General features: G+C 31.3%; 16 protein-coding genes. 3 read left to right on the top strand and 13 right to left on the bottom strand.

The features are described from left to right. Positions 1 to 249 precede the first annotated feature (249 nt). From DOK81_RS07940 to DOK81_RS07915, 6 genes are all read right to left on the bottom strand, one after another. Entirely contained in the window at positions 250 to 1,092 is an 843-nt protein-coding gene (locus tag DOK81_RS07940; protein ID WP_206909888.1) for a hypothetical protein, read from the bottom strand. Positions 1,093 to 1,436: 344 nt separating this feature from the next. Further along, positions 1,437 to 2,597 carry a tyrosine-type recombinase/integrase gene (locus DOK81_RS07935; RefSeq protein WP_206909886.1) on the bottom strand — a complete coding sequence of 387 codons (1,161 nt, stop codon included), beginning with the start codon at positions 2,595 to 2,597 and terminating at the stop codon, positions 1,437 to 1,439. 8 nt (positions 2,598 to 2,605) lie between these two features. Beyond that, positions 2,606 to 2,815: a DUF3173 family protein gene (locus DOK81_RS07930; protein ID WP_242589953.1), complete on the bottom strand. Its 210-nt coding sequence runs from the start codon at positions 2,813 to 2,815 to the stop codon at positions 2,606 to 2,608. Positions 2,816 to 2,971: 156 nt separating this feature from the next. Next, positions 2,972 to 3,328: a hypothetical protein gene (locus DOK81_RS07925; protein WP_206909884.1), complete on the bottom strand. Its 357-nt coding sequence runs from the start codon at positions 3,326 to 3,328 to the stop codon at positions 2,972 to 2,974. Between the two features lie 73 nt (positions 3,329 to 3,401). Beyond that, positions 3,402 to 3,938, bottom strand: a complete 537-nt coding sequence (locus tag DOK81_RS07920; RefSeq protein ID WP_206909882.1) for an EF0163 family protein — start codon at positions 3,936 to 3,938, stop codon at positions 3,402 to 3,404. Further along, positions 3,935 to 4,243: a helix-turn-helix transcriptional regulator gene (locus DOK81_RS07915; RefSeq protein ID WP_206909908.1), complete on the bottom strand. Its 309-nt coding sequence runs from the start codon at positions 4,241 to 4,243 to the stop codon at positions 3,935 to 3,937. The genes DOK81_RS07920 and DOK81_RS07915 overlap by 4 nt, the downstream gene beginning before the upstream one ends. Positions 4,244 to 4,478: 235 nt before the next feature. Here DOK81_RS07915 and DOK81_RS07910 point away from each other — a divergent pair, with 235 nt between their 5' ends. Continuing rightward, a complete protein-coding gene (locus DOK81_RS07910; RefSeq protein WP_206909880.1) occupies positions 4,479 to 5,132 on the top strand; it encodes a hypothetical protein in 654 nt (217 codons plus the stop codon). A 422-nt stretch (positions 5,133 to 5,554) separates the two neighbouring features. On the opposite strand, the gene DOK81_RS07905 is transcribed toward DOK81_RS07910, so the two are convergent. From DOK81_RS07905 to DOK81_RS07885, 5 genes are all read right to left on the bottom strand, one after another. Beyond that, positions 5,555 to 5,716, bottom strand: coding sequence for a hypothetical protein (locus DOK81_RS07905; protein ID WP_206909877.1), 162 nt, complete (start codon positions 5,714 to 5,716; stop codon positions 5,555 to 5,557). Positions 5,717 to 5,760: 44 nt separating this feature from the next. After that, complete coding sequence (locus tag DOK81_RS07900; protein ID WP_067484249.1) at positions 5,761 to 5,979, bottom strand: hypothetical protein; 219 nt, start codon at positions 5,977 to 5,979, stop codon at positions 5,761 to 5,763. 15 nt (positions 5,980 to 5,994) lie between these two features. Beyond that, on the bottom strand, positions 5,995 to 6,657 hold the full coding sequence (locus tag DOK81_RS07895) for a hypothetical protein (protein ID WP_206909875.1): 663 nt from the start codon (positions 6,655 to 6,657) through the stop codon (positions 5,995 to 5,997). 355 nt (positions 6,658 to 7,012) lie between these two features. Next, positions 7,013 to 8,389, bottom strand: a complete 1,377-nt coding sequence (locus tag DOK81_RS07890; RefSeq protein ID WP_206909873.1) for an MATE family efflux transporter — start codon at positions 8,387 to 8,389, stop codon at positions 7,013 to 7,015. 84 nt (positions 8,390 to 8,473) lie between these two features. Continuing rightward, positions 8,474 to 8,893: a MarR family transcriptional regulator gene (locus tag DOK81_RS07885; RefSeq protein ID WP_206909871.1), complete on the bottom strand. Its 420-nt coding sequence runs from the start codon at positions 8,891 to 8,893 to the stop codon at positions 8,474 to 8,476. Positions 8,894 to 9,090: 197 nt separating this feature from the next. On the opposite strand from DOK81_RS07885, the gene DOK81_RS07880 reads away from it, so the two are divergent. Both DOK81_RS07880 and DOK81_RS07875 read left to right on the top strand, forming a co-directional pair. Beyond that, complete coding sequence (locus tag DOK81_RS07880; protein ID WP_206909869.1) at positions 9,091 to 10,002, top strand: magnesium transporter CorA family protein; 912 nt, start codon at positions 9,091 to 9,093, stop codon at positions 10,000 to 10,002. A 772-nt stretch (positions 10,003 to 10,774) separates the two neighbouring features. Further along, entirely contained in the window at positions 10,775 to 11,407 is a 633-nt protein-coding gene (locus DOK81_RS07875) for a pentapeptide repeat-containing protein (RefSeq protein WP_206909867.1), read from the top strand. Between the two features lie 325 nt (positions 11,408 to 11,732). Here DOK81_RS07875 and DOK81_RS07870 read toward each other — a convergent pair whose 3' ends face one another. Then, positions 11,733 to 12,863, bottom strand: coding sequence for an AI-2E family transporter (locus DOK81_RS07870; RefSeq protein WP_206909865.1), 1,131 nt, complete (start codon positions 12,861 to 12,863; stop codon positions 11,733 to 11,735). 306 nt (positions 12,864 to 13,169) lie between these two features. Then, positions 13,170 to 14,436 (bottom strand): glycosyltransferase family 2 protein (locus DOK81_RS07865; RefSeq protein ID WP_206909862.1); only part of this gene is annotated, 1,267 nt, incomplete at its 5' end.

Below are 14,436 nucleotides of genomic sequence, written 5' to 3'. Positions count from 1 at the left end.
TAATTATATCAATAGAATTGATATATGAGTACATTTATAATAAAAATTTCTGATCAAATTTCCGGTCACAGTTTATCTCAATTCAAATCTAATTATACTGTTAAAAATCCCAATAAATCAGTGTAGAATTTTCTTACTAACTAATAGGCTATAGAGTAGGAATTATTAAAGACCGTAAGTTTCTTTGAAATTCAAAGAACTTATGGTTATTTTTTATTTTGGAATAAATATCTATTTTTTTAATTGATCTTACTCCATTTTTCCTTCAAATAGATTACCAATTACTTCACTTTGAGAAAAAAACTCTTTTGCTCCTCCCATAGAAGGAATTATTTCAGTACCTTCACCCATCCATGGCCATAAAGGATTAGTTTTACCCAATTTTGTTGTTTCTGAATAGTAAAACTCAATAATTTGCCGAGGAACTTTTAAATAAGTATAAATGTTATTCCTGAAGTACTTTTTATAAAACGATGTTCTTTCAATATTTTTTTGGTGAATTATTTCATGTCTATAATTTTCAAAAATTTTAAATTGATTCCATAAATTCTTTTTCTTTATATCACTTGTGCCATATACTTCTGGAAGTATCTTTGAGATTTTTTCATCTAAAGGTATCCATCGTTCAATCGCTTCTCTATTATAAGTTTCTTTAATTTGTTTGTTATTAACTAAATAGTATTCATAATCTTCTGGAATACTAAGATTTGAAAAAGTTTCTAATGCTGTATATCCAAATACAATTGCCATCTCTACAAGCGATATTTGCTCATAAATAATTTCAGAATTATTATAAACCCTTTCCTTTAAAATTTTATCTGCTTTATTTTTTCTAAATTCTTCTGACATTTTAAGTTTTTTAAGTTTATTAATACATTCATCAACTATTGATAGTTGGATTGATATACCATTAGGAGGGATAAATTCAATTTTTTCTTTCAAATTATCAACTTTCATATGGTCTAATTCTTCAACAACTGCACCTATATTTTCATCAGTTTCAGTCAAGTAAATTGGTTTTAAACTTCTTCTGTCAAATTTTACATATTTTTCGGGAGAAATAGCTGCTATTATCAATTCTTTTTTACTCATCTTACCTACCCCGCCTCTTTTTTTATCTAAACCAATAGTATCATATCTACCTATTTAAAATTAGTTACAAAAATATGAGAAAGCATAGCTTTATAGTTACAATAAAGAAATTAGAAATATTTTTTGTGATTTCCCACTCATTTTTTTACTCTCTCCTGTAATATCTATTTTTAGCAAATCAAATAATCATTACTATATTAGTAGTTTTATTATTTTTTATGGTAGAAAAATGTGGTAGAAAAAATAAAATAACATAAAAAAAGCGTCTAAAAAGACGCTTTTGGTAGAAAATTTGTAGACTGAGATATTCAAAATATACTAGATTTCCTTGCATATAACAGCCCCTACTGCACTCGATCAATAAGTTGTACCACTTTTTCATCAGATTTAGCATATAAATGCCCGTATGTTCCTAAAGTAATTTGAATGGTAGCATGTCCTAACCTTTCTTGAATAATTAGTGGTTGTATATTTTGTTCAATTAAAAAAGCTACATGCGAATGTCTTAACGCATGCAACTTTATAGGTTTTACATTTGCTTCTTTTGCATAAGACTTTAGCCAATTAGAAAATGAATAGCTTGGTGTAAAAGTTCCATCCAGTTGACAAACATAGTCAAAATTACCAATCCCTTCTTGCAATGTGTGCCATTTTTTTAGCTTTTCAGAAAGCTCTTTTCCTATGCCAATCGTACGATAAGCATTCTTTGTTTTAGGCGTTGATAGATACCAATCATTTTTTGTCTTATAAATAAGTGTTTTATCTATTGTAATAGTATTTTTTTTGAAGTTAACATTATTCCACGTTAATGCTTGTAATTCACCAATGCGCATTCCAGTATAAAAAAGTAACTCATAAACAATCCTTCTATGATGAAATTGTATTTTGTTGTTTGGAATAACATCTAGTACCTTTTGAAATTCTTTTAACTCCCAAAATTCAACTTTATGGTTCTCAATAGGAATTTTAGAAACATCATCAATAGGATTTGATTGTATTAAGCCTTCTCTTAATGCTCTATCCAATACAATTTTTAAGTGTCCTCTAATTCGATTGATATAAGAACTAGATAATGTCTGAATGGGAGATTCTATTCTTGAATTTCTAGTTGTTGTTTTACTCAATTCAAACATCCAGTCCTCAATATCCTGCATTGTTATATCTTCTAAAGGAATATGATAAAAATATTTAAGCTTGTTCTCGTAGATATATTGAGAGTTTTCGTATGTTTGACTTTTCACTTGCTTTTCATACCATTTAACAAAACGAATTTTATAAAAATCTTCAAATGTCATTTTATTAGTATTCGACATTAGTTCAGTAATCGGTCGATTAAATTCATGAGTTAGCATAAATCTATCATATGCAATCTTTGCTTCTTTTTGTGTTTTAAAACCACGTCTAGTTTTTTGAATTTTTTTCCCGTTCGTATCATATCCTAAATACGCTCGAAAAAACCATTTCTTCGTTTTTTTATCTTTATAAATATTTTTTTCTCTAGCCAAAATTTCACCTACCCAATTTCAATATAAAATAGCTTCTGGATAATCCTTGCAGGAACAACAGCTACTTGTCTTCCACTATAAAATTTTATTCCTTCGACGTTAGCTAGATATTCTTTAGCTTCTCGAATAATTTTTGAAGCTTGACTTGGCTTAAAACCTAATTCGATCAAGCGACTTCGATCAATCATAACGTCATACGTTTTTTCTAATTGCTCCAATGTTTTCAACGCCCTCCCAATCATTTCTAACAACAAAAAAGACACTGCTAAAATAGCAATGTCCTAAATACGAACTTAAATCGCACATATCCCTTACTTTTAACTAAAATTACCGAACAATTTCCAGCTTAAGTATTTTTATTATTCATTTTGACTCTATTTAAACTTTCCTGATTTGTAGATTACTTCATAATTACCACTTGATTTCATATCATTAAAAGATACTTCACTTCTTGAAGAATCGAGTCGTTTATTTTCATCATAAAAATAATAGTATTCTAAAGCACTATCTTTGTTATTAGCAGGAACCCAAACGTCCGCTAAATATCTATTACTATCTTTATCTTCATATATCAAAAAACTAAAATTTTCTTCTTTATTTTTATCTTTATATGATTCTTCCTCAATAATTTTATTTTTAAATTCTTCTGCTGTTTTATCCATTTTTGACCCACAAGCACCTAATGTAATCATGCTAAACATTGCAACTAACAATAGCAACCATTTTTTCATGTCATTTATCCTCCTAAGAATATAGTAATATTATATCATAAGGATTCATAATCATATTAAATAATTTCGTTATTTAATATTCTTGTTTTAGCGTGTTATAAGTCATTTCTGAAATCTTATTATCTTTAACTTTCACTAATAACATAATACGAATTTTTGAACCATTTTGTACACAATCGAGCAGTACAGCATATTCTTCCTTGTTATTTTGATAAATTGAAGTTACTTTCCCACTGCTTTGAAGTTTTAGTGCGGTTTTAACATCAATGCCATTTTTTTGAATACATTCTTTCGTCATCAGTTTTTTTAATTTTTCGTTTCGATCATTGATACTAGAAAAATTTGCATAAGCTTCACCATATTTTTGCAGTAACTCATTATCTGTTTTTTTACTTTTTTCAACTGTAACCATTTTTGAAGCAGAACTTTTCGTTTCTGAAACTTGACTACTATCGACTGTATCGTTAGTTTTTTCAATACCATCGACAGGTTTCATCTTAACAGCACTTTCAGTAGCGGAAAATGTTGTTTGTTCCTCATTATTATTTGAGCAAGCACCTAAAAAAAACGCTAAATGTAACAACAATAAAGCTAACCATTTTTTCTTCATACAGTACCTGCTTTCAATCTTGGTACACGTTTCATTTCTTTCAAATAAACTATTTTAGAAAACATTCCATCAGAAAACTTCACTCGATATTCTTTATTGTTAACAGATTCATTCAATATGAATTCATATTCTTCTAAGCTAATATTTAGTCTTTTAAGATATTTCAATAAAATAGTAAAACTTATTTTAATTCCCCCATTTTCAAAAGAAGACAATGTATTTCTATGTGAAATCCCTTCAGCCAGCTTTTCTTGGGTAAAATTCCTTTCTTTTCGTAAAAGTTTCAATAGTTCATTATGCTCCATACAAACCCCTCCCTTTTTGTAAAATTTTAAATCATTTTACTCTATTTAAAAATACTTTTTTGACGAATTACTATGCAAAATAATCTGATGAGAAATTTACTTATATAATTACTTTGCAAACAACCATTATATGAAGGAGGTTATTTTATGGAAACATATCCTGAATTATTACTCGACGGCGCTTGGCAAACAACTGGAGTTAAATAAATTTACATAAGAAAAGAGGATAAATAAAATGATGAGAAAAGGATTTATTGGTTTAGCCGCAACATCAATGTTAGGTTTTTCACTTCTAAGTAGTGCTAGTCTAGTTGTAAATGCAGATGATTTAGCTGTCGTAGATTCTAATGGTATTCAGCTTTCAAACATGGATTCTTTTACCTTAGATCTTAATTCACAACAACAACTTTTTATGAACAAATTAACTCATATATATCCATACTTCTATTTCAATCATAATCAGCTTGCTTTATCAATTGATTATGATACATTAAAAACAGAATATGGTTTTACTGATGATGATATCGTTACAATTGATTCCATGTTAAAAGCTCCAGCAATCTCTTGGGATAACGAAACTTCCAATATTCAATCCAGAATGTATGTTAAAGGGAGCAAAGTATATTTCACTCATGCTGATGTAGTTTCTGCACTTTACTCAGCAGCACTTATCGGTCCATCCGCTATCTATGCAGCATTAGTTGGATTAGGAACAATTTCTCTTGGTCCAGTTGGAACTGCCATAGCAGCTGCTGTAGGAGTTTTAGGCTTCCCAAGTTTAGCTGGGTTTACCTATCAAGTTATCCAAGCAGCTTCGAATGGACAGGGTGTCTATTTAGGAGTCGAAATGAACGGAATTTTTCCAAATATCGTCAGCGGTACATTTTAAAATAGATTGAGGGATATTATTGAAGAATAGAAATTTGTTGGTCATAAGTATTATCTTAATCCTCGGCTCTAATATAGGTTTTGTCACCCTATCTGATTTTCCAAAGTCTGTCTGGATTACACTTACTTTTATTGGTAGCTGCTTGTTTTTATACACTTGCATAAAACGTGGTCTAGCTAAAAAAAAAATACTCATTTTTACTTTTCTAATTGTCGCTACTTTTTTAGTATCAAATTTTTTTCTCGATAATTCTGCCTTACTGGTATATTTCGCTAATATTTTAGTTGGCAGTCTGCTCGTTTATTCATTAGAAAAACATTACAGCGGACGTAAACAATAAAAAAAAGCCCAATCCACTTTATAGAAATTAGCCTATAAAGTGGGTTGGGCTTTTTTAAATCAGGAACATATCAATCGATTTTTTATTTATCCAATCCCACTAATTTTCGCTGCTTACGATTTGCCTCATCTGCTATATAGTTCATCACTGTTTTAAATTCTTTCGCTGTGGCATTTTCGGATAGATCAGCAATACTCTTATTGTATTTTTTTACGATTTTTTGAACTTGTTCTTTCTCAGTCATGTAATTCCTCCGATGTTTTTATCTGTCTCTGCTTAACGTAGCCTTCAATTATTATCATAAGAATCACCTTCTTTAATCAACTTCATTTCTTTTTTTAAATTCCAAAAAGAAGCAATACCGACAATCATTCCAATCATACTCAAAAATGCCCAAAAATATCTTTTTTGAAGAAGTAAGATGACTGAGAAAATAGCCATGATAATCGAGCAAAATATGCCTATATTAATCAAACGATTGATTTTTTCTTTTGTCTTTTTACGCATCCAAGTATGCTCCTATTATGCTAAAATATAATTGTCGTTCTTTCCATCAGCACGATCCAAACCTTCTGCTAAAATCCCCCCAACCGAAGCACCAGAAATAACTAATGCTATGTCAATCATACTATTTAAGAATCCCCCTACGCCAATTCCTACTTTTGAAAGAATCTGTTTTTCAACCATTCTAGTAATATTTTTGCGATTGTTTCTTAATAACGTTCTTACCGCTCCAAAATTGCTTGCAGCCGTCCATAATCCAATTGCTATTAATCCTACATCAATAACACCAGCAACAAAACCAGTTGAATTCCACCAGTTTTTCCCTACGCCTCGCATTCTTGGATTGAATCCAGTCATTGCTAAATACTGACTGATTGCTTGTTCCATTCTTAATTCATCTTCAGGCGTTAATAATATTTCTCCATCTTCGTTAAATTTAGGTTGCACGTCTCCATACTTTTCCTTGATTTTTTCAAGAGCTAGTTCGGAATTTTTTTCTTCTTTCGAGTAATAAATTGCCAAGTCTTCATCATTAAAGTAGCTTTCACTATTCTGAGTTTCATCTAGAAATAACTCATTTGCTGATACAATCATACTGCCACTTGTTGCTACAATGGACAAAACAAAAGTTACTGCTATTACACTAACCCACACTTTCAAACCTAGATATTTCTTTTTCATTATGTATCCTCCAAAGTTAATATTTGTCTAATATGACAATAAAACTATAAATCAATAACACAGTTATTGATTAGATACATCATAAAAAGTACTGTTTTAATAATAATTGCCACTTGTTTTAAATGTTATAAAAAAACACCAGATATTTTAATGAAGTCACAGTAATAACAGATATGCTCACAAAATGGAAGATGGATATACGCAGAAGTTTTACGTTCTGCGGAATTAGTTGTTTCATTCACTTCCATAAAATAAAATGATTGCTTATTTATCAACATTTATTACTTTCTACTAAAAAGAACCCAGTCACCGGTATAGATGATTGAGTTCTAATGAAAAATATATTTTGGACTTCTTATTGCTTTTGCATTACTGGTAATTCATCTTTATTTAGTTTATTCAAGTAAGGAATTATCATAATAATACCAGCGACAAAGGCAATCCCCTCTGTAATAGTCATTGACCAGATCAAACCGTTCAAACCATAGAAATGATGTAATAATAGAACAACAGGGATAAAGAATGTTCCTTGGATCGTTGACATCACACCTGTTTGAGCCCCTAAACCAGATGCTTGAAAAATTCCCGTGAATAACCCAGAAAAACCGTTAAAGACAGAAGAAATTAATTGTGCGATTAAAATGGTAAGACCTACTTGAATTACACGAGGATCACTGGTAAATAAGCTCAAAACTGGTACACGGAGTAGGTAGGCAACAAGCGCAAAGACAATTGAAATTCCTCCAATCCATAAAGAAACTTCCTTCAATGCTTCTTTTAGACGTTTTGTGTTATGTGCAGAGAAACTGTAAGCGAATAATGGCATTGCTCCTAAAAATAACCCCATTGTTAAAAATTCGGGCAATTGAGTTATGCGAACAGCAATACCAAAACTGGCAACAACATTGTCACCATATTCAGCAGAAAAATTATTCAATAATAAAGTTGTAACAATCATAAAAGCTGATTTGAATAATTCTGATACACCGATTTTATAGACTTCTAGTTGATCCTTAACTGAAATTTTGAAGTGTTTCAAAAATCCCTTCAAGGAATCACTCTTATTTTCTAAAAACCAGACATAATAAGTACTTGAAGCAATATTCGCAAGCACAATCGAAATTCCCGCACCGATCACGTGCAGATTAAACACCAAAATCAACAACGCATCCAATACAATACTAACAGCAACACTGATAAACATACCGTACATCGATTCTTTTGATGCGCCTTCTGAACGAACTAATTGTTCCAAGGCAAAGTTTAAGATAAAAGCTGCACCACCAGCAAATAGAATCGTTGAATACTGTGTTGTATAAAGTATAGTTTGACTATCTGCACCAAGCAAATGAACAAATGGTTTCATAAAGATGATGGCAATGATCCCGATAATTATGCCCAAAATGATACTTGCATAGAAAGAATAACCAGCAACTTTTTGACCTTTTTTAGTATCACCGCTACCTAATAAACGAGTAATGAACGTTCCACCACCCACACCGAACATATTTCCAACAGCCATTAATATGAGCGTGATTGGCATCGCTAAAGTAATCGCCGACATCATATTTGTGTCATGGATTAATCCAATAAAATAAGCATTGATCAAATTATAGATTGTGGTCGCCGAGATACCGACCATCATCGGAATCGATAAATGAACAATCGATTTTCGAATTGGACTTTCTTTTAAGTAGTAAATATTTGATTCATTCATTTCAAAATCTTCCATGACAATTCATTCCTTCTTTTGTTAGGTTTATAAATATTAGCTATCTAACTATTTAGTTACAAGCAGTTATTCTCTGCTTGCTGTTTAAAGACTACGATCGATTTTTCTTAGTAACTTTGTTAATTGTTGAACTTCTTCTTCACTCAATGCGTGTACTAATTCTTTTTCTGCCGCATAAAAAGCTTCATTTGTTTGATCAACCAAAGCTTTACCTTTAGGTAGTGCGTAAATATTTTTTTGCCGCTCGTTGTCCTTGGGGATCCGCCGTTCAATGTAGCCTTTTTTCTCTAAGCCTTGAAGCATGCTAGTGATGCTTGCACCACGACGTTGAAATACTTCCGCTAAATCTTTTTGGATCAATCCCTTGTCTTCATTTTGTGCAATATAGGAGATCATCCGCCCTTGTTGAGGACTAATATTCATGTCTTTAGTACGTTGTTCCATTGATTCACGAGATTTGTTCATGATGGAACGCATCAAATTCGAAATAATCATTTTATCCAAAAAAAAATCATCCTTTACTAAAAAATTAGATATCTAACTATTCAAAAAGAATATACACGCTCGTAAAAGAAATGTCAAACAGAAAACATAAAAAACTAACAATTAGCTATCTAATAATTAGAACTTGACTTTTATTTATGAAAGAATAAAATGGAGGTGGCTGTATTTCCTATAATATGAACTAGGAGGTTTTAATAATGGAATTACTAACTACCTCAACACCAACCACTTGGATAGATCTTAACGATATCAATCATCTTCAATTAAAGACCCTCACAGAACAGTATGATATTCCTAACGATTTTCTTTCCTATGCTTTAGACAAAGACGAAAGTGCTCGGATCGAAAAAGATTATGCTAGCGGCACTTTGTTAATTATCTACGATCTACCGTATAAAGATGAATCAGATATTGCCGACTATTCCTCTGGTCCTATGACTTTTATCATTAATAAACGAGTCATTATTACTAATTTCAGTAACAAAAAAATGCGTGAAGAGTTGACGCCTTTATTAGCTTCGAATACGTTGAATCCGAAGTATAAAACCGCTTTTGTGCTACATTGGATGTTGCAGATTTCTAAGCGATTCCTGGACTATCTACGTGTACTGAACCGTCAACGAACTTCGATCGAACAAGCCTTAGGTTCAACACCAAAAAATAAAGAACTCTTACTCTTGATGAAAATCGAACGAAGCTTGATCTATTTCATCATGTCTTTGAAATCCAATTTTATGGTGATCAACAAGATTCGTAGTGGTAAATACCTTAAACTTTATGATGAAGATCATGACTTATTAGATGACTTGATCATTGAACTTGAGCAAGGCATGGATATGGCGGAGATATCTAATCGAATCATCAATGAAATGACGGATTCTTATTATTCCTTAATATCAAATGATACAAATAGTATTATGAAGATTTTAACGATTGTTTCTGTTATTCTAACAATTCCAACAATCGTCTTTAGTTTTTACGGTATGAATGTTCCTTTACCTTTTACACAGAATAGATCGTTTGCTTGGGAAACTATCACCGCTATTGCTTTGATTTTGTCAGTAATTTCTTCTATCATTTTGATACGTAGAGATTATTTTTCAAAATAGACCTTTTTAAAACATACTTCTCTAATGAGGGTTATGTACCTAACAATAATATTATCTTCATCGTAAATGGAAAAATGATCGACGAATAGATTCCCCCTAGCAAAACATACAAGAAAATTTTCAAATACCAAACAATATGAAATGATTCAATAAAAAGAACGACCCTATCACAAATTTCGTATCAAATTTTTCTCGATTGTTTTGATTTGCGGATCTATTTTGTTAATATAACTGGTAGCCAGCTTCTTTATTAGGTATAAAAAGGTATAGCAAACCACAAATAATTAAACACGCGGACCACTTTATAGGCTATTTGCTATAGAGTGGTCCGCGTGTTTTTTTTACATAGTTGGACTATATCTCCCTATTCATTATTTAATACCACCAATTTTCGCTACTTATAATTTACTAATTTGCCACATCTACTACGCACTTTATTACTGTTTTAAAGTTTTTACAGACACTTTTTTTATGATTTTTATCTGTTTTCTTTCTCAATACATTACGCATAAAACTTATGCTTGATATGTTTCTCCAATTCTCCCCATCGCTAAAGATTTTCGAACATCGTTTTCTTTTATTCTTTTTAATTTCTAAAATTTTCATGTGAATTAGCTCCGGTTTGTGTTGCACAAGCGAATTCTAATCACTTTTCGTCTATTAATAGTGCTATCGTTATCTATAACTCACTTAAAACCTCTCATTTTTTATTAATGAATTATTCAATAGTTCCTGTACTATTAACCCCATACTATATTTAGGAGGACATCACATGATTGAACCAAAACTTAATCGATCAAGTTTCGCTCAAGGTTCGTTTTTTCAAATTTATGAAAATGAAGATTTTATATTGGAGAAATTATTTATTACGAAAGAAATTATCGAAAACCAACAAATTGAGCATCCAGTAATTGAAAATTGTTTTTTTGAAAAAGTTATATTTGAAGAAAATTCATTTAATAGACTAGAAATAACTGATTGTATATTTGTAGACTGTGATTTTTCAAATTGTGATTTCAATGCATCTATGATTCATCGAGTGAAATTTGATAATTGTAAAATGATAGGTACAAATTTTATTGGAAGTCATTTAGGAAATGTTACATTTACAGATTGTTTGATGAACTACGCAAATTTAAGCGATTCTAAACTAAAAACTATCGTTTTCAACAATTGTATTATGGATGACTCAGATATAGTTGAAAGCTCATTGAGTAAGACTATTTTTACTGCTTGCAGTTTAAATCAAGCAAACTTATTTCAGACGAATTTAAACAAAATAAATTTTTCAACTTGTGAATTTAATACCCTTGATTGTAGACAAGAAGACATAAAAGGTTGCATGTTCAATCATGTTCAAATCATTTATCTGGCTAGGAAATTTTTAAATATTCAAGTTTCTTAATGAACAAACTGAAGAAAAATGTAAAAAATGAAGATTCAAGGATTAAATACTAGCTGGAAGAAATTCTAGCTAGTATTTAATAGAGCTCCTGCAATGCCTAATCTAGCAAGAACCAATTTGGTTAGTTCATCTTTATTTTTAAACGACCGAGTAATAGTTTAGCTATTTGCTCTTTTGCATTATTTGATTTGTTAATCCAGCACTTGCTACAAATCTAAGAATAATAAACACAACAGCAATGATCACGGACAAATGGATTTCAAGATAAAAAATACCATCGAATCAACAAAATTTATGATCCAATGGTCTGACCGTGTTTAATTTTTTATCTCTTAGACTTATTCCCGTCGATGATTTGATCGGATGTCGATTCAAATTTTTTTAGCAGGTAGATTTTTCTAATATTCAAGATCAATGTTTTCATCACTCCGTAAACAGGAATACAAATCAACATTCCCATGATACCAGCAACACTTCCAGCACCTATCAAAACTAAAATAATCGTTAAAGGATGAATATTCATCGTTTTGCCAAATAATAATGGTTTGATAAGATTGCCATCTAGTTGCTGAATAATTAAGATTGCGATTGCTACATATAATGCTTGCCACGGGGAAACAAACAATGCAACAAGCACTGCTGGAATCGCACCAATAAATGGACCAACATATGGAATGATATTAGTAATCCCGCAAATAACAGCTAATAATAAAGCATATGGCTGATTGATCAAAACCATTGCGATAAAACTCAACACACCAATAATGACAGCATCAAGCATGGTGCTACTAATATAAGCTGACAAAGTTTCATTCAATTCTTTGACTGTTTGTCTCAGTTCTCCGCGAATGCTCTGTGGAAAGAAATGAGATAAGGCATCAATAAACTTATGACCGTCTTTAAACATAAACAGCAAGATGAATGGTACTGTAAATAACAGAATGAAAAATTGCATCATGAAGGAAATCAATTTTGAGACACTACTTGTTAAACTAACCAAAATAAGATTAAAGATATTACTAAGAGATAGATTGGCAGTAGCGAACTGTTCTTCGAGATTGATCCCTTTAAACTCTTCTCGCTGACTTAACTCGTTTAGCCATTGACTGGTTTCTTCCGCATATAAAGGAAGATTTTTCGTTAATTGAATCGCTTGTTCTACTAGTTGCGGGATGACATTCATAATCGCTAGCACGACTAATATGATGAGAAAAACCAATGTAAGTAAATAACCGTAAACCCTAGATACATGATGTTTTTCTAAAAATAAGACAACAGTATTAAACATATAATAAAAAAAACCTGCGACAATTAAGGGTAATAAAATTGCCGAGAGCATGTTTAAAACTGGCTTAAATACATGAGGCATCTGTAGAATAAAAAAGACACCGATAATTGTTAACACTATTTCGACTGTCCAAAACAATAACTTTGACTCTCTAAATTTTCCTTGCATATCTTTCCTCCAACATATGATATCTATATTTTATCATTCTAAGTAAATTAAAGCGCTATTTTAATAGTAAAATAATCATTTTTGTTTTTTACAAGTAAAAAGCAAATGTTTGTTTCTCCTATTTCCTTTGAAATAACCAATCGCTTAAAAGAAACACGCCGTTTGTTAGATTTTTAGTTTACATAATTTATTTACTGCATCCATTATTCCTATAAAAAAAGCAACACAGACAATTCTATCTAAGGATTCCATGTATTGCTTTTTGTCTATTCTTTATTTGTAATTTCGTAAGCACGCGTATCCACTTTATCTATCCATTTCATCGGTTGAATCCCTTTTTGAAAGCGATGGACCTTTTCGCTCTGGACTTTTCCACGTGCCTGAACCTAAACCTAGAATTGTTTTGATTGCTGGAATAAAGGTAGTCACAATCGTCAAAGCATTTATCATCCAATAAAGCAACATATATAATGGTGCAAAAAATAAATACTTGAATTTTCTTCCTTGGTCGTCCAAGATGAGTGAGGCTCCCAATTGAAAAATTCCTGAGATCATTTCAAAGCAAACAAAAAGGAAAGATAAAGTGAACATGTGATAGATTCCTTCCGTGTTCTTCTCCAAAATAAATTTGAATAAACTCCATAAAAAAATAAAACTAGAAAGCCAAAAGAAAAATGACCAAACGATACTGAAAGTTTGATCAATGAACATGACCGTATGTCCAATATTTCTAAATGGATGCAACATTATTTTTTTGAAATTCGTCAACCAAACTTCTGTTCCGCCTTTAGCCCAGCGTTTTCTTTGACGATAAAGCATCCTCAAAGATTCTGGAACCTCCATAAAAAACATGATTTGTGGAGCAAAAAGGGAAAGCCAACCATCCATTTGATGATCCCACGCAATACTAATATCTTCAGTTGCTCGGTCTTGCCTGAACAATCCAACATCGATCAATGCGTCTTTTCGATACATCGTATTTGCCCCACTGTAGGCATAGATACTTCCTAATACACCATTTTGTGTCCGTTTTATGATTCCCACAATACTAGAAAATTCGACTGTCTGTGACTTTGCAATCAACTTCGTTCTATTTTGCACATCCATATTGGCTGTAACTGCAGAAATATTTGTCGAATCTTGACGAAGAAAATAGTTGACATACATATTCAAAGAATCAGGTTCTGGGACTGTATCTGCATCATTGCTCAGAATCAATTTTCCCTTGGCAAATCCCATACCGATATTGAAAGCATGTGCTTTCCCCTTATTCTTTTCAATTCGAATTACTCGTAGCTTGGAATATTTTTTTTGTAGCCGAGCTAATATTTCAGGTGTACTGTCGGTAGAACCATCATCTGTTACTAATACTTCATAATGTTCATAGTTTATTTTGGTCATTAAGTATTCTATTGTATTTTCAATAACAATTTCTTCATTATGAGCAGGAACCATGATTGTAATAAATGGCTCGATCTCTATCGGGATATCATTCCACTCTTTTTGTTTATATTTAAAAAGAAAAGTATAACATAAAACACCGATAAACCAAGAAAACCCGCCAATAATTGGA

This window comes from Enterococcus sp. DIV0660C (assembly GCF_017316125.1).
Classification (GTDB): Bacteria; Bacillota; Bacilli; order Lactobacillales; family Enterococcaceae; genus Enterococcus_B.
The sequence above is the reverse complement of the archived record's forward strand: the minus strand, read 5'-3'. Positions and strand labels throughout refer to the sequence as shown.